General features: G+C 74.7%; 10 protein-coding genes, 1 tRNA gene and 1 pseudogene. 7 read left to right on the forward strand and 5 right to left on the reverse strand.

Translation table 11 applies throughout. From position 1 onward, the window contains the following. The first annotated feature begins 32 nt into the window (after nucleotides 1-32). A complete protein-coding gene (locus FGG90_RS01835; protein WP_094130976.1) occupies nucleotides 33-3,305 on the forward strand; it encodes an ATP-dependent helicase in 3,273 nt (1,090 codons plus the stop codon). Beyond that, on the forward strand, nucleotides 3,302-6,601 hold the full coding sequence (locus FGG90_RS01840) for a UvrD-helicase domain-containing protein (RefSeq protein ID WP_378143268.1): 3,300 nt from the start codon (nucleotides 3,302-3,304) through the stop codon (nucleotides 6,599-6,601). The genes FGG90_RS01835 and FGG90_RS01840 overlap by 4 nt, the downstream gene beginning before the upstream one ends. Here the strand turns inward: FGG90_RS01840 and FGG90_RS01845 are convergent. After that, nucleotides 6,514-7,590 carry a phosphotransferase gene (locus FGG90_RS01845; RefSeq protein WP_094130974.1) on the reverse strand — a complete coding sequence of 359 codons (1,077 nt, stop codon included), beginning with the start codon at nucleotides 7,588-7,590 and terminating at the stop codon, nucleotides 6,514-6,516. The genes FGG90_RS01840 and FGG90_RS01845 overlap by 88 nt on opposite strands. Before the next feature lie 140 nt (nucleotides 7,591-7,730). Here FGG90_RS01845 and nudC point away from each other — a divergent pair, with 140 nt between their 5' ends. Together nudC and FGG90_RS01855 are read left to right on the forward strand one after the other, a co-directional pair. Next, the gene (gene nudC, locus FGG90_RS01850) at nucleotides 7,731-8,684 is read left to right on the forward strand and encodes an NAD(+) diphosphatase (RefSeq protein ID WP_094130972.1); all 954 of its coding nucleotides are present in this window, start codon (nucleotides 7,731-7,733) and stop codon (nucleotides 8,682-8,684) included. 10 nt (nucleotides 8,685-8,694) lie between these two features. Next, nucleotides 8,695-10,614 (forward strand): ATP-dependent helicase, encoded by a 1,920-nt coding sequence (locus tag FGG90_RS01855; RefSeq protein ID WP_094130970.1) that lies wholly within the window; start codon nucleotides 8,695-8,697, stop codon nucleotides 10,612-10,614. On the opposite strand, the pseudogene FGG90_RS01860 reads toward FGG90_RS01855, so the two are convergent. Together FGG90_RS01860 and FGG90_RS01865 are read right to left on the reverse strand one after the other, a co-directional pair. Then, nucleotides 10,577-11,362 (reverse strand): annotated as a pseudogene (locus FGG90_RS01860) (TOMM precursor leader peptide-binding protein); the annotation flags it as partial. The gene FGG90_RS01855 and the pseudogene FGG90_RS01860 overlap by 38 nt on opposite strands. Before the next feature lie 145 nt (nucleotides 11,363-11,507). After that, a complete protein-coding gene (locus FGG90_RS01865) occupies nucleotides 11,508-12,920 on the reverse strand; it encodes a zinc-dependent metalloprotease (RefSeq protein WP_094130966.1) in 1,413 nt (470 codons plus the stop codon). A gap of 211 nt (nucleotides 12,921-13,131) precedes the next feature. Between FGG90_RS01865 and FGG90_RS01870 the strand changes: the two genes are divergently transcribed. The 3 genes from FGG90_RS01870 to FGG90_RS01880 all read left to right on the forward strand — a co-directional run bounded on the left by FGG90_RS01870 (nucleotide 13,132) and on the right by FGG90_RS01880 (nucleotide 17,530). Next, nucleotides 13,132-14,223 carry a YlbL family protein gene (locus FGG90_RS01870; protein WP_094130964.1) on the forward strand — a complete coding sequence of 364 codons (1,092 nt, stop codon included), beginning with the start codon at nucleotides 13,132-13,134 and terminating at the stop codon, nucleotides 14,221-14,223. Between the two features lie 127 nt (nucleotides 14,224-14,350). Beyond that, the gene (locus FGG90_RS01875; protein WP_210433075.1) at nucleotides 14,351-17,311 is read left to right on the forward strand and encodes a UPF0182 family membrane protein; all 2,961 of its coding nucleotides are present in this window, start codon (nucleotides 14,351-14,353) and stop codon (nucleotides 17,309-17,311) included. 145 nt (nucleotides 17,312-17,456) lie between these two features. Then, nucleotides 17,457-17,530, forward strand: a tRNA-Met gene (locus FGG90_RS01880). Between the two features lie 248 nt (nucleotides 17,531-17,778). Here FGG90_RS01880 and FGG90_RS01885 read toward each other — a convergent pair. After that, nucleotides 17,779-19,500 carry an ABC1 kinase family protein gene (locus FGG90_RS01885; protein WP_094130962.1) on the reverse strand — a complete coding sequence of 574 codons (1,722 nt, stop codon included), beginning with the start codon at nucleotides 19,498-19,500 and terminating at the stop codon, nucleotides 17,779-17,781. After that, nucleotides 19,497-20,090, reverse strand: coding sequence for a PadR family transcriptional regulator (locus tag FGG90_RS01890; protein ID WP_094130960.1), 594 nt, complete (start codon nucleotides 20,088-20,090; stop codon nucleotides 19,497-19,499). The genes FGG90_RS01885 and FGG90_RS01890 overlap by 4 nt, the downstream gene beginning before the upstream one ends. Between the last annotated feature and the right edge of the window lie 119 nt (nucleotides 20,091-20,209).

The raw sequence follows: 20,209 nt of genomic DNA on the forward strand, positions 1-20,209 counted from the left end.
GCGACGTCGGGGGTCGCCGGTAGCGTGGGTCCGTGACCATCCGGGGATTCCGCCAGCCGCCCGTCGCGTCCGCCCCGGGCGGCGCCGACCCCGTGGTCGAGCTGGACCCGTCGCAGCGCGCGGTCGTGGAACTCCCCGTCGGGGCGAGCGCCGCCGTGCTGGGCGCGCCCGGGTCGGGTCGCACCACCACGCTGCGGGAGCTCGTCGCCGACCGGATCCTCGTCCACGGGCTCGACCCGTCCGAGGTCCTCGTGCTCGCCCCGTCGCGCGCGGCCGCCACGCGCCTCCGCGACGAGCTCGCGCTGCGCGTCGGCGTCCCCACGCTCGGCCCGCTCGCCCGCACCGCCACGTCGGTGGCCTTCGAGGTGCTCGCCCGGCGGGCCGCCGAGACGGCGACCGCGCCGCCGCGGCTGCTCACGGGCGCCGAGCAGGACCAGATCATCGCCGACCTCCTCGCCGGGCACGAGGAGCTGGGCACCGGTCCGGCCTGGCCGGATCCGCTGGGCGTCGAGGTGCGACGGCTGCGCGCGTTCCGCACCGAGCTGCGCGAGCTGCTCATGCGGGCGACCGAGGAGCGCGTGCGCCCCGACGCGCTCGCCGACCTCGGCCGCGCGCACGGCGTGCCCGAGTGGATCGCGGCGGCGGACTTCGCCCGCGAGTACGAGGACGTCGTCGACTCGTTCCGCGGAGACCACCTCGACAGCGCGGAGCTGCTCGCGGAGGCCGTGCTCCTCGTGGCCCGCGGGGAGGCGCTCACGGGCATCCGCCTGGTCGTCGCCGACGACCTGCACGAGGCGACCGCCGCCACGCTCTCCCTCCTCCAGGCGCTCGCGGCGCGCGGCGCCGACGTCGTGGCGTTCGGCGACCCGGACGTGGCCGCGGCCACCTTCCGCGGCGCCGAGGCCGCCGCGCTCGGCCGGCTGTCCACCGTGCTCGGGCTCCCGGAGCTCGTCACCCTCGTGCTCGACCGCGTGCACCGGCAGCCGCCCGCGCTCCGGGCGCTCACGTCCGCGGTCACGGCGCGCATCGGCGCGGCGGGCGCCGGGCGGCAGCGGCAGGCCGGATCCGCGCCGGGCCTCGTCGACGACGCCGACCCGATCCAGGTCATCGAGGCGCCCACGCGCGCCATCGAGCTGGCGCGCCTCGCCCGCCGCCTCCGCGAGGAGCACCTGCTCGGCGGCGTCCCGTGGGCGCGCATGGTCGTGCTCGTGCGCTCCGGATCCCTCGTGCCCCAGGTCGCCCGCAGCCTCGCCACGGCCGAGGTGCCCACGCGCACCGCCGTCGCCGGCCGCGCGCTCCGCGACGACCTCGCGGCGCTCGCCCTCATCCGCGCGGTCGACGTGGTGCTCGGCCGCGTGCCGCTCACGCCCGACATCGCGGCCGAGCTCGCCACGGGTCCCCTCGGCGGTCTCGACGGCGTGGCCCTCCGTCGGCTCCGGCTCGCGATGCGCCAGGAGGAGCTCGCGGGCGAGGGCCGCCGGTCGAGCGACGAGCTGCTGGTGGAGGCGCTCGCCGCGCCCGGCCGGCTCGAGACGCTCGACCTCGCGCCCGCGCGCCGCCTCGCCCGGCTCGCCCGCACGCTGCAGGGCGCCCGCGAGCTCGCCGCCGCGGACGGCACCATCGAGGAGCTGCTCTGGCACCTGTGGGAGGGCTCGCGTCTCGCCGGCCCGTGGTTCGAGCAGGCGCTGCAGACGGGCATCGTCGCCGACCAGGCCAACCGCGACCTCGACGGCGTGGTCGCCCTGTTCACGGCCGCGCGACGCTTCGTCGAGCGGAACCCCGGCCGTCCGGCCTCCGACTTCGTCGAGGAGCTGCTCGGCGCCGAGGTGCCCGAGGACACGCTCTCGCCGCAACCGCTCGCCGACACCGTGCTCGTCGCCACGCCCTCCGCCGTCGTGGGCGCCGGCTACGAGGTCGTCGCCGTCGCCGCGATGCAGGAGGGCGTCTGGCCGAACCTGCGGCTCCGCGGATCCCTGCTGCACCCGCAGCGCCTCTCCGCGGTCGCGCGCGGGCTCGACCGCGTCGACGTCGACGAGCGCGCCGAGGTCCTCTCCGACGAGCTGCGGATGCTCGCGCTCGCCGTCTCGCGCGCCTCCCGCGTCGTGGTGCTGAGCGCCACCGCCAACGACGAGGAGGCGCCGTCGCCGTTCCTGCGCCTCGTGCCGCCCGCGCCCGGGCTCGCCGAGGCGGAGGCGGGCGCCGAGTCGGGGCGGGTGGCGAAGGACGCGCCCGCCGCGCTGCGGATCCGGCCCGACCACCCGCTGTCGCTCCGCGGGCTCGTCGGCGCGCTCCGGCGGGAGCTCGCGGTCGTCCACCGCGACGCCGTCCTGCTGGAGGACGGCCGCGTCGTCTCCGGCGACCGCACCGCGCGCCGCCTGGCCGACGCCACGCGGGAGCGCGGCCGCGCCGCCGCGGCCGCCCTCGCGCGGCTCGCGGCGGAGGGCGTGACGGGCGCGGATCCGGCCGAGTGGTACGGGCTGCGGGAGCCGTCCACGACCGAGCCCGTCGTCGACCTCGCCGACCCGGAGGCCCGCGTGCCCGTCTCGCCCTCGCGCCTCGAGGCGTTCGAGCGCTCGCCGCTCAACTGGTTCATCGACCAGGCGTCCGGCGGATCCACGAGCACCGCCATGGGCATCGGCACCATCGTGCACGCCGTCATGGAGGAGGCGAGCCTCGACCCCGACGCCGATCTGCACCCGGCCGCGCTCGAGGTCCGCCTCGACGAGCGCTGGGGCGAGCTGCCCTTCGAGTCGCCGTGGGTGGGGGAGCGCGAGCGGCGCCAGGCCGGCGAGCTCATCGCGGGCGTCAGCGGATACCTCCGCGACTTCGCGGGCGCCGGCGGCCGGATGCTCGCCGCCGAGGGCTCCTTCGAGCTCGAGGTGGGCGTCGCGCGGTTGCGCGGCATGATCGACCGCATCGAGCTGACGCCGGAGGGCCGCGTGGTCATCGTCGACCTCAAGACCGGGCGCCACTTCCCCACGCGGGCGGAGATCCCCGCCCACGCGCAGCTCGGCTCGTACCAGCTCGCGTTCGTCGAGGGCGCGCTCGAGCAGGTGCCCGCCGACGCCGCGTCCGGCGGCGCGAAGCTGCTCTACGTGTCGGGCGGCGCGCGCGGGCTGCCGTACCGCGAGCTGCCGCAGGAGCCGCTCACGCGCGAGGAGCTCGACGGGTTCCGCGCGCGCATCGCCGACGCGGCCGCGGGCATGGCGGGCGCGACCTTCGAGGGCACGCCGGACCTGGGGGAGCGGGATCCGGGGTCGGCCCGGCGGTACCGCATCCACCTCGTGCGGGCGGTGTCGGCGTGAGCGGCGCGGGCGCGACCGGCGGCGGGGTGGCCGGCGAGACCGGCGAGACCGGCGAGGCTGCCGCGGCGGGCGGCGCGGTCAGCGCGCGCCGCATCGCGGAGACCCTCGGCCTGCCGAGCCCCACGGAGCAGCAGCGGCGCGTCATCGAGTCGCCGCTCGAGCCGGGCCTCGTGGTCGCCGGCGCGGGCAGCGGCAAGACCGAGACCATGGCGAGCCGGGTCGTGTGGCTGCTCGCGAACGGGCACGTGGGCGTCGAGGAGATCCTCGGCCTCACCTTCACGCGCAAGGCCGCCGGCGAGCTGGGGGTGCGGATCCGCGCGCGCATCGAGCAGCTGCAGCAGGCGGGCCTCACGGCCGTCCCCGCGGACGCCTTCGCGACGCCCACCGTGCAGACCTACAACGCCTTCGCGAACGGCATCTTCCGCGACAGCGCCACGCTCATCGGGCGCGAGGCCGAGTCGGTCGTGCTCACGGAGGCGTCCGCCTGGCAGCTCGCGCGCCGGCTCGTGGTGGAGAGCACCGACCCGCGGCTGCTCGAGCTCGGGCGCGGGGTGGATCCCATCACGCAGGCCGTCATCTCCCTCAGCCGCGCGATGAGCGAGAACGTCGCCGACCCGGCCGAGGTCGTGCGTCTCGCCGGGGCGTTCACCCGCCTCGAGGAGCTGCCCTTCGGATCCGCGCGCATCAGGAAGGCGCCCGCGGCCGAGGCCGTCGCCGCCGTCGGCGCGCTGCCGCCGCTCGTCGACCTCGCCGTGCGGTTCCAGGAGGAGAAGACCCGGCGCGGCCTCGTGGAGTACAGCGACCAGGTCGCGTTCGCGCTCGCCATCTGCGAGCGGGTGCCGCAGGTCGTCGCCGAGCACCGGCGGCGCTTCCGCGTCGTGCTCCTCGACGAGTACCAGGACACCTCCGTCGTGCAGACCCGGCTCCTCGCCACGCTCTTCGGCGGCACGCCCGTCATGGCCGTGGGGGATCCGCACCAGTCCATCTACGGCTGGCGCGGCGCGAGCGCGGCCAACCTCGCGCGCTTCGGGGCCGACTTCGCGCCCGCGGGCGCCGTCGCGGCCGACGTGCCCGTATACGCCCTCTCCACGAGCTGGCGGAACCCGGCGTCGGTGCTCGGCGCGGCGAACCGCATCGTCGAGCCGCTCACCGCGGCGTCGCGCATCCCCGTGGCGCGCCTCGAGCCGCGCCCGGACGCGGGCGACGGCCGGCTCGATGTGGCCTACGAGGAGACCGTCGCCGACGAGGCCGCGAGCGTCGCCGCGTGGTTCGCCGGCCGGCTGCGGCAGCCCGGATCCGGCGACCGGCCCCGCTCGGCCGCCCTGCTCTGCCGGTCGCTCAAGACCATCGAGCCGTTCACGACCGCGCTCGCCGACCGCGGCGTGCCGTTCCGCGTGCTCGGGCTCGGTGGCCTCCTCGACCAGCCGGCCGTGGTCGACCTCGTGTGCGTGCTCCGCGTGCTGCACGACCCCACCGCGGGCAGCGAGCTGGTGCGCCTCCTCACGGGCGCCCGCTGGCGCATCGGCACGAAGGACGTGCACGCGCTGTCCCGCGTCGCGTCCTGGCTCATGGCGCGCGATCCCGCGCAGAAGGAGCTCGCCGCCGAGGTGCGGGCGGGCTTGCGCGCCTCCGTCGTGCCGGACGAGGTGGGTTCCGTCGTCGACGCGCTCGACTTCGTCGTCGGCGCGCCCGAGGGCCACCGCGCGCTCGACGGCTTCAGCGCCGAGGGCCTCACGCGGCTCCGCGCCGCCGGGCGCCAGCTCCAGGTGCTCCGCTCGCGCGTCGGGCTCGACCTCGTCGACCTCGTCACGGTCGTGCAGCAGGAGCTGCTGCTCGACATCGAGGTCGCCGCCAACGAGACGGATCCCCTCGGCCGCGCCAGCCTCGAGGCCTTCACCGAGCAGGTGGCCGGCTACCTCCAGGGCGACACCGCGGGCACGCTCGGCCCGTTCCTCGCCTGGCTCGCCGAGGCGGAGCGACGCGACAACCTCGCGCCGCGCACGGAGGAGCCGGAGCCCGGCACCGTGCAGATCCTCACCATCCACGGCTCCAAGGGCCTCGAGTGGGACGTCGTCGCCGTGCCGCGCATGGTCGAGGGCGAGCTGCCCGGCACGCTCCGGGAGAAGAGGGGCTGGGTCGCGTTCGGCGCCCTGCCGTTCGAGTTCCGCGGCGACTCCGCCGAGCTGCCGTCGCTCGCCTGGCGCGGCGTGGAGACGCAGAAGGAGTTCGCGGAGGCCATGGAGGCGTTCGGCGAGGAGCTCGAGGAGCGCAACGCCGCCGAGCAGCGCCGCCTCGCGTACGTCGCCGTCACGCGCACGCGGTCGGACCTCCTCCTCTCCGGATCGTTCTGGTCCACGCAGCAGAAGCCGCGCGGGCCCGGCGCGTTCCTCCGCGAGATCCAGGAGGTGGGCCTCATCGCGCCGGACGCGCTGCCCGAGGCGCCCGAGCTCGAGGAGAACCCGCTCGAGCCCGGATCCGCCCGCGTCGCCTGGCCGCTGCCGCCGCTCGGTCCGCGCGAGGCCCGCGTGCGCGCGGCCGCCGAGGCCGTCACGGTCGCGGATCCGCACGCCGAGACCGTCTGGACCCGCGACATCGACCTGCTCCTCGCCGAGCGCGACGCCCGAGCGCGCGACGCCGAGCTCGTCGACCTGCCCACCCGCATCCCGGCCTCGCGCTTCAAGGACTTCGTGAGCGACCCCGCGGGCGTCGCCGCGCGCCTGCGCCGCCCCATGCCGGAGCGCCCCTACCGGCAGACGCGGCTCGGCACGCTCTTCCACGGCTGGGTCGAGGCGCGCTACGGGCCCGCGGGCACGGCCGACGTCATCGACGCGTCCGGCGTCGAGCTCGATGCGGATCCGACCGAGCCGCCCGTGGAGCAGGAGGACCTCGACCGGCTGCGCGCCACCTTCGAGGCGAGTGAGTGGGCGTCGCGGAAGCCCGAGGAGGTCGAGGTCGAGATCCACATGGAGCTCGCCGGGCAGGTCGTCATCTGCAAGATCGACGCGGTGTTCCTCATCGACGGCCGGTACCGGGTCGTCGACTGGAAGACCGGCCGCACCCCGAAGGACGCGGCCGACCTCGAGCTGAAGCAGCTCCAGCTCGCCCTCTATCGCCTCGCCTTCGCGAAGTGGCGGGGCATCGACCCGGAGCTCATCGACGCGGAGTTCTACTTCGTGGCCGAGGGCCGGTCGCTGAAGCCGGAGCGCATCTACTCCGAGGAGGACCTCGTGGCGCTCTGGTCGGGTGCGCGCACGCCGGACGGGTCGCGCGGGCCGTCGGGGCCGACGGTGGGCTGAGGACGCGAGTCGAGCATCTCCTCGACCTGGTCGACGTCCATCACGGGCAGCGTCTCGTGCGCGATGCGCTGGCCCTCGTCGGCGCGCACGGTGTCGACGAGCGCGCTGAGCATGTTGACGGCGTCGTCGATGATGCCCTGGTTGCGCGTGTCGGTGCCGTGCAGCAGCCAGCGGGCGATCTCGAGCTCGGCGTAGAGGAGCGCGCGCTGCTTGAGCTGGCGGTCGACCGTGACGTGGTGCGCCTCGTTGTAGGCGCGGAACACGCTCTCGGCGACGTGCTCGGCGCGCGCGCCCAGCACCCAGTGCAGGTCGTGCGCGGGGTCGGCGACGCGGAGCTCGGACCAGCCGATCATGCCGGTCACGTCGTCGCCGTCGACGAGGAAGGACGAGGCCTGCACGGCGCCGTTCACGACCGCGGGCTGGAACTGCCAGAGCGACGCGTCGTCGAGCGCCTCCTCCCAGCGCGAGAGCAGCAGGCTCGGCACGAGCGCGGTGGCGGCGGCCCGGTCGATCAGCGCCGCGGTCTGGCTGTGGATCTCGGCGGCCGAGAGCACGGGCAGCCCGGCGTCGGCGACGAACCCGGTCGGCAGGCTGTGCACGGCGGAGACGGCGGCGCCGATGGAGCGCGCGAGGCCGGCGCCCGCGGGGATCTCGTCGAGCGAGATGACCCGACCGGGCACGTGCTCGTACACGAATCCGCGGGTGGGCCTGATGGGCGCCTGCCCCAGGAACTCGGGGACGCGGAACGGCAGGCGGGAGCGGATCCCGGTGCTCAGCGCGCGCAGCGCCACGAGGTCGGCGGACTGCTCGGACTCGGAGGCCTGGGTCGTGGGCACGCGCACGAGGAGCTCGCGGCCGTCCCCCGTCGTGAGGAGCGCGGAGTCGAAGTCGCCCGCGCCGCCGGCCGTGAAGGGGGTGCTGCGGACCACGTCGAGCCCCGCGACGGCCGAGGTCGCCAACGCGGCTAGAGTGAGATGGGATCTGGCCATGCCTTACAGGTTAGGTCGCTGGGAGCCCTCCGTCTCACCGCGCCACGCGCTTCCGGCCCCACCCGCGCACCGTCGGCGGGGCCTCGGCACCGCCGTCGCCGCCCCTCGGCCCGTCCGCCCTCGAAGTCGATTGGTCTCCCGTGCTCGACAGCTTCCTCTCCCGCCTGCCCCTGTCCCGCGAGGGCGTCGACCGCGACGGCCTGAACCGCGACTCGCCCGCCCTCTTCGACGAGCTGTGGGCGGATCCGGCCACGCGCGTCCTGCCGATGCACGGCCACCGCGCGCTCGGCTCCATCGCCGACGACCGCGCCGCCCTCGAGCTCCTCCCGGTCGACCGCGTCACCGCCGCGACCGTGCGCATCTACCTCGGCCGCACGACCATCGCGCACGAGGGCGAGCCCGCGGGCACGCCCGTCGTCGCCGCCGTGCTCTCCGACGCGGCCGCCGCCGAGCTGCAGCCCGCCGAGGACCGCTGGATCGAGCTGCGCGCCACCGCCGTCCAGCTCGACGACCGCGACGCCGCGCTCTTCACCGAGGCCCTCGCCACCGCGAACTGGCACGCCTCGCACGCGTTCTCGCCGAGGACGGGCGAGCCGACCGTGGTCGAGCAGGGCGGCTGGGTGCGCCGCGCGCCCTCCGACGGCTCGCAGGTGTTCCCGCGCACCGACGCCGCGGTGATCATGGGCGTCGTCGACCAGGACGACCGCCTGCTCCTCGGCGCGAACGCCATGTGGGGCGGCGACCGCTACTCGCTGCTCGCGGGCTTCGTCGAGCCGGGGGAGTCGTTCGAGGCGGCCGTGAAGCGCGAGGTGCTCGAGGAGTCCGGCGTCACCGTCGAGGACCCGCGCTACCTCGGCAGCCAGCCGTGGCCGTTCCCCGCCTCCGTGATGGTCGGCTTCCTCGCGCGGGTCTCCGCGACGAGCGGGCCCGCGACCCCGGACGGCACCGAGATCATCGACCTGCGCTGGTTCAGCCGCGAGGAGCTGCGCGGCGCGCTCGACGAGATCGCGCTGCCCGGCCCGTCGTCCATCGCGCGCGCCATCATCGAGGAGTGGTACGGCGGCCCCCTCGACGACGGCGAGCGGGAGTGGTGACGCGCCGATCGTGACCGACCAGCTCGTCCCCGGGACGCCCGGCCGCGACCCCTACGGATCCGGGCCCTCCGGCGCCCTCCCGGCGCCCATCGCCCTCGGCCCCGTGCCCGAGGCCGTCGACGAGCCCGGGGAGGACGTCCCCACCGCCGAGTCCCTGCTCGAGGCGCTCGACGACCAGCAGCGTCTCGCCGCCGAGGCGCTCCTCGGCCCCGTCGTCGTGCTGGCGGGCGCCGGCACGGGCAAGACGCGCGCGATCACGCACCGCATCGCGTACGGGATCCAGGCCGGCGTCTACCCGCCCAACCGGGTGATGGCGCTGACCTTCACGTCGCGCGCCGCCGCCGAGCTGCGCGGCCGCCTGCGCGAGCTCGGCGCGGGGCCCGTCGCCGCCCGCACCTTCCACGCGGCCGCCCTCAAGCAGCTCAACTTCTTCTGGCCGCAGGTGGTCGGCGGCACCATGCCGCGCCTCATCGAGAGCAAGGGGCGGATGCTGGGCCACGCCGCCGAGTCCCTCCGCCTCCGCCTCGACACGGCCGCCCTCCGCGACATGGCCGCCGAGGTCGAGTGGCGCAAGGTCTCGATGACCTCCGTCGAGGAGTACGGCCTCGCCGCGCGCACCACGCGCACGCTGCCGCCGCAGCTCGACGCCGACCAGGCGGTCGCGCTCCTCCAGGCCTACGAGGACATCAAGGACCAGCGCCGGCAGCTCGACTTCGAGGACGTGCTGCTCGCCACCGCCGGCATGATCGAGGCGGAGCCGTGGGTCGCGCAGCAGGTGCGCGAGCAGTACCGCTTCTTCGTGGTCGACGAGTACCAGGACGTCTCGCCGCTCCAGCAGACGATCCTCGACCTCTGGATGGGCGACCGCCGCGACCTCTGCGTCGTCGGCGACGCCAGCCAGACCATCTACTCCTTCGCCGGCGCGAAGAGCGCCTACCTCCTCGACTTCGCGTCGCGCTTCCCCGAGGCGACCGTCGTGCGGCTCGAGCGGAACTACCGGTCGACCTCGGGCATCACGGAGGCCGCGAACCGCCTCATGCGCGGCCGGCCGGGCGCCCTCACGCTCGTGTCGGCGGACGCGGATCCCGACGGCGACGGCACGGGCGCGGCCTCCGCCCGCGCGAAGGGCCGCGGATCCGCCGCCGTCCCCGGCCGCGGCGAGGGCTTCCGCGCGCCGCAGGTGAGCGCGTTCCCGTCCGACGGCGCGGAGGCGCGGGCCGTCGCGGGCGCGATCGCGCAGCAGATCTCCTCGGGCATCGCGCCCGAGGACATCGCCGTGCTCTACCGGATGAACGGCCAGTCCGCCGTGCTCGAGCAGGCCCTCGGCGACGCGGGCGTCAGCTACCAGGTGCGCGGATCCCAGCGCTTCTTCGACCGCCCGGAGATCAAGCAGGCGCTCCTCGCGCTCCGCGGCGCGTCCGTCTCCATCTCCGGCGAGCCGCTGTTCAAGTCGGTGAGCGACGTGCTCCGGGGCCTCGGCTGGAGCCAGCAGCCGCCCGAGCAGCAGGGCGCCGTACGCGACCGCTGGGAGTCGCTCGACGCGATCATGGGCCTCGCCGAACGGATGCCCGCGGGCAGCACCTTCCGCGCGTTCACCGACGAGCTGCTCGAGCGGCAGGCGGGCCAGCACGAGCCGACCGTCTCGGCCGTCACGCTCGCGACGCTGCACTCCGCCAAGGGCCTCGAGTGGGAGCACGTGTACCTGATGGGGCTCAGCGAGGGGCTCGTGCCCATCAGCTACGCGCAGACGCTCGAGGCGGTCGACGAGGAGCGACGCCTCCTCTACGTGGGGATCACGCGCGCGCGATCCGGCCTGCGGCTGTCGTGGAGCCGGAGCGGACCGCATCGATCGGGGCAGCGGGAGCCGTCGCGGTTCCTGGCAGAGCTCGACACCCGCATCGCGGGTGGGGGCGCGAAGCGCGGCGGCTGATCCGCCCGGTCCGCACGTCGAGCAGCGCCTGGTGCCCGGCGAGCGGGTTCTCGCCCGTGGCGAGCAGGCGGTGCGCCGGCCGCGCCGCGAGGGCCGCGACCTCGCCCGCGACGAGGCCCTCCTCGGATCCGCTGTCGCGCCCGAGCAGCTGCGTCGCGAGGGCGGGCCACGCCGGATCCGCGTCGCGCCGGTGCAGGTCGAGGCAGTAGCAGCAGACCGTGCGGCCCGGCTCCACCAGCGGACCGACCGCGACGTGCCGGTCGCCGAGCACGACCGGCAGGTGCGGCACGTCGGCGCGCGACCAGCGCCCGTAGACGGCGGGCGCGATCGCGAAGTGCGCCACGATCACGGCGAGGTCGGGCGGATCCGCGACGGGCGCCGTCCCTGCCGCGGCCCGGACGTCGTGCCCCGCGCGGGCGAGGGCGTCGGCGATCCGGTCGGCAGTGGGACCCGCGCCGACGATCGCGACCCGTCCCGTCGGCGTCGCGGGCCGGCCGTCGTCGCCCGGCGGGAGCAGCGCGGGCCGCACCAGGTCGAGCAGCTGCGTGACCTGCGCCGGTCCGGCGCCCTCGGTCGCGGCGATCATGTCGAGCCCGCCGCGGCTCACGCCGGTGCGGAGCGCGTGGAGCAGGCGCTCGTCGAGGCGGGAGACGGCAGTGAGCACCACGGGCGGGCGGTCGACGCCGAGCTGGAGGGAGTCCGGCGTGCGCCAGACGAGGGGGAGGCGGGGATCGAGTCGGATGGCCATGGGCGCGGAGAGTGCCGGACGCGCGGACCTCGCGCCGGGCGCGTCCACAGGGGCGGACGGCGCCGACGACGCGCACGACCCCGCAGACGCGCCGAGGCCGGCGCCGCGGGTGCGACCCCGGCCTCGGCGGGTGGTGCGGTGCGACTCAGACGGGGCGCGGATCCGTACCGTCGTCGTCCGGGCGGTCGTCCGTGGGCGCGTCCGGCTCGGTCGCGCGGCCCTGGCCGTCCTCGACGGGGCGCCCGGCGTCGGATCCGCTCAGCAGGTCCTCGAGCGCCTGGTCGACCTCGTCCGGCTGGGGCTCGCCCTGCGTGAGCCGCGCGACGAGCGCGTGCGGCGCGTCGACGTCCTCGCTCGTCGGCAGCACGTCGGGGTGCGACCAGAGCCGGTCGCGCTCCTCGGCGCCGACCGCGTCCGTGACGGCCTGCCACATGGCGGCCGCCTCGCGGAGGCGACGCGGCCGGAGCTCGAGGCCCACGAGCGTGGCGAAGGCCGACTCCGCGGGCCCGCCCGTCGCGCGACGGCGGCGGACGGTCTCGGCGATGGCGTCCGCGCGGGGGAGGCGCACGGTGGCGGCGGCCGTGACCACGTCCACCCAGCCCTCGATGAGCGCGAGCATCGTCTCGAGGCGGCCCAGCGCGGCGAGCTGGGCCTCGCTCTTCGGCGGGATGAGGGATCCGTCGACCATGGCCTGGCGGAGCTCCTCGGGGTTCGACGGGTCGAAGCCCTCGGCGAGCGTCTCGAGCCGCTCGGTGTCGATGTGCACGCCCTTCGCGAACTCCGTGATGGAGGTGATGAGCTGCAGCCGCAGCCAGCGCGCGTGGCGGAACAGGCGGGCGTGCGCGAGCTCGCGGACCGCGAGGTAGATCTCGACCTGGTCGTCGGGCACGTCGATGCCGGATCCGAATGCGGCGACGTTCTGGGGGAGGAGCGCGGCCTGCTGGTCGTCGAGGAGCGGGATGCCGACGTCGCCGCCGGAGACGACCTCGGTGGACAGCTGCCCGACCACCTGGCCGAGCTGCATGGCGAAGAGCGTGCCACCGAGGTTCCGCATCATGCGGCCGGCGCCCGCGACCATGCCGCGCATCTCCTCGGGCGCGTTCTGCTGCAGCACCTCGGTGAGCGAGTCGGCGATGCTGAGCGCGACGGGCTCGGCGAGCTGCGTCCACACGGGCATGGTGAGCTCGGTCCACTGCGCGCGCGTGATGAGGCGCGGCGCCACGGTGAGCTGGCTGACGTGGGTGACCTCGTCGAGCCAGAGCGCGGCCACCTGGAAGGCCTGGTCGAGGGGCGCGGACGCGGCCGCCGTGACCTGGGTCTGCTCCGCCGCGGCGAGCTGGCGGGCGCCCTCGCGGGCCACCTTCCAGTCGACGCCGTCGCCGCTGTTGCTGAGCGCGCCCTGCAGCTGTGCGATGAGCTGGCGCACCATCTCGGGGTCCTGCGGGAGGCCGGCGGCGCCGGCGAGCCGCTCCGGGTCGATCTGCCCGTCGCCGCCCAGGAAGCGCGCGAGCATGCGGCGGAACTCGTCCTCGGGATCGGGGGTGGGCTCGTCGGCCATGGGGGTCCTCCCGGTGGATCTGGCTCCCGATCCGCGGTGCCGCGGCCGGTGGATCCACGCTAGCCCGCGCCCACGGGAAACCCATCCGCATTCGCCTAGGCTGAGCCGTCGCGGCTTCCGCCCGCCGCGAACAGCGGCCCCTCGGGCCGCCCCGTCACCCGCCCGGCGGCCGCATCCCGGCCCGCCGCGCCCCGACCGCGAGGACCTCCGGATGAGCCTGTTCGCCCAGCACGCCCCCCGCGCACCCCGGCCTCCGCGCCGTCGCCGCGTCGGCCGCGTGCTCGCCGGCGTCGGGGCCGTCCTCGCCCTGTCCCTCGGCCTGATGCCGTCCCCCTACGTCATCGAGCAGCCGGGCCCGGTGTTCGACACCCTCGGCACGAGCGACCACCAGGGCACCGAGCGCCCGCTCATCTCCATCCCGGACCGCCCGACGTACCCCACCGACGGCCGCCTCGACATGCTCACGGTGAGCGTCGTCGGCAACCCCGAGCAGCGCCCCGACTGGTTCTCCGTCGTCTCCGCCTGGCTCGACCCGAGCCGCAGCGTCGTGCCGCTGGAGGCGATCTTCCCGGCCGACCAGACGGCCGAGCAGCGCGACGCCCAGAACCAGGTGCAGATGACGGACTCGCAGCAGGACGCCGTGGCCGCGGCCCTCGGCGAGCTCGACATCCCGGTGCCGCGGACCCTCGACGTGCAGAGCGTGCTGGCGGGCTCGCCCGCGGAGGGGGCGCTCCGCGCGGGCGACGCGATCCGCCAGGTCGACGGCGCGGACGTCGTCGACCTGGCGGACCTGCAGGCCCGCGTCGCCGCGGCCGGCACGAGCACCCCGCTGTCCTTCGCCATCACGCGCGACGGCCAGGAGAGCACGGTCGAGGTCACGCCCGCCGCGCGCGACGGGCGGCCGGTCATCGGCGTCGTCACCTCGACCGACTACCGGTTCCCGTTCGAGGTCGACATCCAGCTCGACGACGTGGGCGGGCCGAGCGCCGGCATGATGTTCGCGCTCGGGATCATGGACAAGCTCGAGGAGGGCTCCCTCACCGGCGGCAAGGCCATCGCGGGCACCGGCACCATCGACGCGGCGGGCGAGGTCGGCCCCATCGGCGGGATCCGGCAGAAGCTCTTCGGCGCCGAGCGCGCGGGAGCCGAGTACTTCCTCGCCCCCGCCGAGAACTGCGACGAGGTGCGCGGGCACGTCCCGGACGGCCTCCGCGTGTTCTCGGTGGCGACCCTCGACGACTCGCTGGCGGCGCTCGGCGCCATCTCCTCCGGTGGCGACCTGGACGCCCTGCCGACCTGCTGATCGCGCGCCCCACGACGCGGACGCGAGGGCCCCCTTACCAGACGAGGGGCCCTCGTCGCTCGCAGGTCGCTGGCAAGAGCCCCGCCTAGGATGAGGACTCCGCTGTCCCCGACTCTGAGGCACACACGTGACAAGCACATCCGCCCGGCCCGCCAGACGGAGCCGAGCCCCTCTCGCCATCACCGCGGCCATCATCGCCGCCCTCGTGATCGCGTTCTTCATCTTCGCCGGCTTCTACGCCGACGTCCTCTGGTACGACCAGCTGGGCTACCTGGGGGTGCTGCTCACGCAGTGGGGCGCGGGCATCGCGCTGTTCCTCGTCGGGTTCCTCGCCATGGCGATCCCGGTGTTCGTGAGCATCCAGATCGCGTACCGCTCGCGGCCCGTCTACGCGAAGCTCAACTCGCAGCTCGACCGCTACCAGCAGGTCATCGAGCCGCTCCGCCGCCTCGCCATGTTCGCGATCCCCGCGGTCTTCGGCCTGTTCGCGGGCGTCTCGGCGTCCAGCGGCTGGCAGCGCACGCTGCTGTGGCTGAACCGCACGCCCTCGGGCACCACGGATCCGCAGTTCGGGCTCGACGTGTCGTTCTACCTCTTCGAGCTGCCCTTCTACCATGCGGTCGTCGGCTTCGCCTCGGCCGTCGTCATCATCTCGATGCTCGGCGTGCTCGCCACCAGCTACCTCTACGGCGCCGTGCGGTTCACGGGCCGCGAGGTGCGCATCTCGAAGAGCTCGCGCATCCAGATCGCGGTCACGGCCGCCGTCTACTTCCTGCTCCAGGGCGTGAGCATCTGGCTCGACCAGTACTCCTCCGTGGTGAACAACGCCAACGGCGGCCTGTTCACGGGCGCGGCGTTCTCGGACGTGAACGCGGTCATCCCCGGGCGCGCGATCCTCGCGGGCATCGCCGGGGTCGTGGCCCTGTTCTTCATCGTCACGGCGGCCATCGGCCGCTGGCGCCTGCCCATCATCGGCACCGCCGGCCTCATCGTGGCCAGCATCCTCGTGGGCACGGCCTACCCGGCCGTCGTGCAGCGCTTCCAGGTGGAGCCGAACGAGCGCGCGCTCGAGTCGCAGTACTACGAGCGCAACATCGAGGCGACGCGCACGGCCTACGGCCTCTCCGACATCGAGGAGATCCCCTACGACGCGACCACGGACACCACGCCCGGCGCGCTGCGCGAGGACGCCGCCACGACGGCCAACATCCGCATCCTCGACCCCGCGGTCGTGGGCGACGCGTTCAGCCAGCTGCAGCAGTTCCGGCAGTACTACCAGTTCGGCGACAACCTCGACGTCGACCGGTACCAGATCGACGGCCGCGTGCAGGACACCGTGGTGGCGGTGCGCGAGCTCAGCCCGACCAACACGGGCACCTCGTGGGTCAACCAGCACCTCGTCTACACGCACGGCTACTCGCTCGTGGCGGCGTACGGCACGCAGCGCACCTCCGACGGCCAGCCCGTGTTCCTCGAGTCGGGCATCCCGGCCTCGGGCGACCTCGGCGACTTCGAGCCGCGCGTGTACTTCGGCGAGAACTCGCCCGACTACTCGATCGTGGGCGGACCCGCGTCCGGCGACAACGTCGAGCTCGACTACCCGTCGGGCGTCGACGGGGCCGACGAGACGTACACGACGTTCCAGGGGAACGGCGGGCCGAAGGTCGACAACGTCTTCAAGCGCCTCATCTACGCGCTGAAGTTCCAGTCGGAGCAGATCTTCCTGGCCAACCAGATCAACGACCAGTCGCAGATCCTCTACGACCGCGACCCGGCGCAGCGCGTCGGCAAGGTCGCGCCGTACCTCACCATCGACAAGGACCCGTACCCCAGCGTGGTCGACGGCCGCGTCGTGTGGATCGTCGACGGCTACACGACGAGCGACCAGTACCCCTACTCGCAGCGCCAGGACATGAGCCGGCTCATCACCGACTCGCAGCAGCCGCAGCCGCTCGTGCCGACCGACCAGATCAACTACATCCGCAACTCGGTGAAGGCGACGGTCGACGCGTACGACGGCAAGGTCACGCTCTACGCGTGGGACACCGACGACCCGATCCTCAAGACCTGGCAGAAGGTGTTCCCCTCGACCCTCAAGCCGATCGCGGACATCTCCGGCGGGCTCATGAGCCACCTGCGCGTGCCGGCGGACATCTTCAAGGTGCAGCGCGCCGTGCTCGGCAAGTACCACGTGACCGACCCCGGCTCGATCTACTCGAACCAGGACCTCTGGACCACGCCGAACGACCCGACCGCCACCACGGACCCGGGCACCACGGCGAAGCTCCAGCCGCCGTACTACCTGACCATGCAGATGCCGGGCCAGGACTCGCCGCGGTTCTCGCTGTACTCGACGTTCATCCCGCCGGCCACGCAGGACACCGCGCGGAGCGTGCTCACGGGCTACCTCGGCGTGGACTCCGACGCGGGCAGCACCGCGGGGGAGAAGGCGCCGGACTACGGGAAGCTGCGGCTGCTGACGCTGCCGAACGACGACACCATCCCGGCGCCGACGCAGATCCAGAACAACTTCAACTCGGACACCAACGTCGCGAACCAGCTCAACCTGCTGGAGCGGGGCGGACGGACCTCGGTCGTGCGCGGCAACCTGCTGACCCTCCCGGTCGGCGGCGGCCTGCTCTACGTGCAGCCGGTCTACGTGCGGTCCACGGGTGACACGAGCTACCCGCTGCTCCGCAAGGTGCTCGTCGCGTTCGGCGACAAGATCGCCTTCGAGGACACGCTGGATGCGGCCCTCGACAGCATCTTCGGGGGCGACTCGGGCGCCACCGCGGGGGACGAGGCCGTGGAGGGCACGACGCCCGCGGACCCCGGCGCCGTGGACGGCTCCGGAGGCGGCGCGACCGACGGCGGCACGGGGTCCACCCCGACGCCGACGCCCACCGCGACCACGTCGCCCGCGGCTCCCGCGCAGGACGTGCAGGCGGCCCTCGCCGCGGCCGGTCAGGCGCTGCAGGAGAGGGAGGCGGCCTACAAGGCCAACGACCTCGTCGCGGCGGCGCAGGCCGACCAGCGCCTGACCGAGGCGCTGAACCGGGCGATCGAGCTGGGCGCGGCCCAGCAGTAGCCCGGACGCTCCACCAGGACGGCCCCGGCGGCCCCGCGATGCGGGTGCTGCCGGGGCCGTCCTCGTGCCGGGGAGCGATCCGCGAGCGCGGGAGGCGCCGAGTGGTCATGAGCGCCTCGGACGTCTGGTAATGTATTCCTCGTAGCGCGGGGTGGAGCAGTTCGGTAGCTCGCTGGGCTCATAACCCAGAGGTCGTAGGTTCAAATCCTGCCCCCGCAACAGAACGAAGGCCCGGTCTCATCGAGACCGGGCCTTCTGCTTTCCCGGAGGTCCCTCAAGGGGACCGCTGAGCGATCCCAGCGCAGCGATATGCCCGCCGCGGCACGATCATCCCCGATGCGGGGCGCGGCCGGCCGGCGCGTCAGCGGTAGCGAGCATGCCGGGCATCTCGATGCGCGTGGTGCCGTCGACGTGGACGTCCGCGAAGGCAGACCGACGTGCCGCGATCCCCGGGGGCGGGCGGGCGCTCAGCGGGCGCGGCGGCCCGGGAGGAGCGCCTGCGCGAGCGGCAGCACGGAGACCACCAGCAGCACGGTGCCGAGCACCTCGTCGTCCGGGCGGAGGAGCACGCCGCCCGCGAGGAGACCGCCGAAGACGAGGGCGGAGATGGCGCGGCGGAGGGTGCGCTCCAGGGCACCCACGCGGCGCTCGAGCGTGGGGTCGCTGATGGGGAGCGCGCCCTCGTCGATGCGGGTGAGCAGCGCGTCGAGACGGCCGGGCAGGCGCGCGATCGTGCCCGCGGTGTCGGACACGCGCGTGCCGAGGTCGCGCACCACGTTGCCGCGCTCCTCGCGGATGAGGCGCTGCGCGTACGGCTCGACGGAGTCCCAGAGGTTGAACCGGGGATCCAGCGCGCTGCAGACGCCCGACGTGAGCGACATGGCGCGGATGATGAGGAGGAAGTCGTCCGGGAGCTGGAACGGCAGCGTGCGCACGACCTCCTGGAACTCGTCGGCGAACGCGCGGAACTCGCGCGGGTCGACCTCGCGCAGCTCCGCGAAGCCGAGCCCGCCGAAGCGCGCGAAGAGGCGGGTCATGGCGAGCTCGAGCTGCGTGGTGTCGGCCGAGGGGAGCAGCACGCCGATGTCGCGGGCCGCGTCGACGAGGCCCTTCCCGTCGCGCGAGGCGGCGGCGATGAGCATCTTGCGGAGGCCCCGGCGCGTGCTCGGCGGGACCTCGCCCATCATCCCGAAGTCGATGAAGGTGAGGGTCCAGCCCTGCTCGACCGAGCCGTCCGCGGCGGGCGTGACGAAGACGTTGCCCGGGTGCGGATCCGCGTGGAAGAAGCCGTCGGCGAAGAGCTGGTCGAACATGACGGCCGCGAACACCGGGGCGACCTCAACGGGGTCGATGCCGGCGGCCAGGAGCCCGGCGTGGTCGGTGATCTTGATGGCCGTGACGTCCTCGAGGGTCAGCACGCGCCGGGTGCTGCGCTCCCACACGATCTCCGGGACGGCGACGCGGGCGTCGGCGCGGAACATGTCCTGGAACCGCGCGGAGCTGCGGGCCTCGTGCAGGTAGTCGATCTCCTCGAGGCTCGTCTCGGCGAACTCCTCGACGAGCGCGGGCGCGTCGACCCGGTCCGAGACGAGCCGCACGTGCGTGAGCCAGCCGCCGATGCGGCGGAGCGCGGCGAGGTCGATGCGGACGATGTCGTCGATGCCCGGCCGCTGCACCTTGATGACGGCGCCCGTGAGGCCGGTGTCGGCGGAATCGATCGGGCCGAGGATCGCGCGGTGCGCCTGGCCGAGCGACGCGGCCGCGACGGGCGTCTCGTCCACCCATGCGAAGGCCTCGGCGAGGGGCATGCCGAGCTCCCGCTCGGCGAGCGTGCGGATCTCGGCGAACGGGACCGCGGGCACCTCGTCCTGCAGGTCCTCGAGCTCCGCGGTGATCTCGGGCGGCAGCACGTCGAGGCGCGACGACATGAACTGGCCCACCTTGATCATGAGGCCGCCGAGCTCGACCGCGAGCACGCGGAAGCGCCGGGCGAACCTCTTCATGCGGCGGGTGCGCGTGCGGTCGGCGATGCGTCGCAGCCCGACGCGCGGCAGGAACAGCTCGTACCACCACGTGACCGCGAGGTTCCAGGCGGCGAAGCGGAGGATGCGGCGGTAGCGGGCGCGCGTCTCCGGGGCGTCGCCCTCGGGAGCCGTCCCGGGTGCGGCGCCGGCCGTGGCCGCGGTCACTCCCGGGCGAGGATCGCGTAGAGGCGGCGGCGCACCGCGTCGAGCTCGGAGGCGGCCTCGGCGACCTGCTCCGGGGTGCCCGAGCGCTGCACCTGCGTGGCGGCCTGCGCGAGCGCGAGGCCGGCCTTGGGCAGCGCGGAGCGGTCGCGGCGGTCGTGGCCGGCGTCGTCGCGGCCGTGCGCGTGGTCGGCCCACGGCGCCGTGATGCCGTCGCGCGCGACCGTGGAGCGGCCCGCCTCGGTGAGCGCCCAGACCTTGCGGCCGTCCGTGGTCTCGGCGGCGATGAGGCCCTCGTCGGCCAGGAGCTGGAGCGTGGGGTACACGGCGCCGGCGTCCGGCGTCCAGGCGCCGTCGGTGCGCGCGGCGATGGCGTGGATGAGGGCGTAGCCGTGCATGGGCTCCTCCGCGAGGAGGGCGAGGACCGCGTGGCGGACGTCATCGGGACCGTGGCCGAGCCGGTGCCCGGTCTCGTGGCCGGGCATGCCGCCGTCGCGCTTCTCGAAGCGGACCCGGAGCGACTCCATCGCCTGCCACACGCCGTCGGCGGCGTCTCCGAATGCGGATCCTGCGGTCGGGGACGATGCGGCCATGACGAGCTCCTAGCTGTGGGACGTGCGCGGTGGTTCCGACGATAGGGCGCGCACCTGGCCGCGGACCCGGGAGGGGCGCGTTCGTCAGCGAGCCGACAGGTCCGCGGCATGGGGAGGGA

Origin of the sequence: Clavibacter michiganensis subsp. tessellarius (assembly GCF_021922985.1) — a bacterium.
In the GTDB taxonomy this organism is placed as follows: Bacteria; Actinomycetota; Actinomycetes; order Actinomycetales; family Microbacteriaceae; genus Clavibacter; species Clavibacter tessellarius.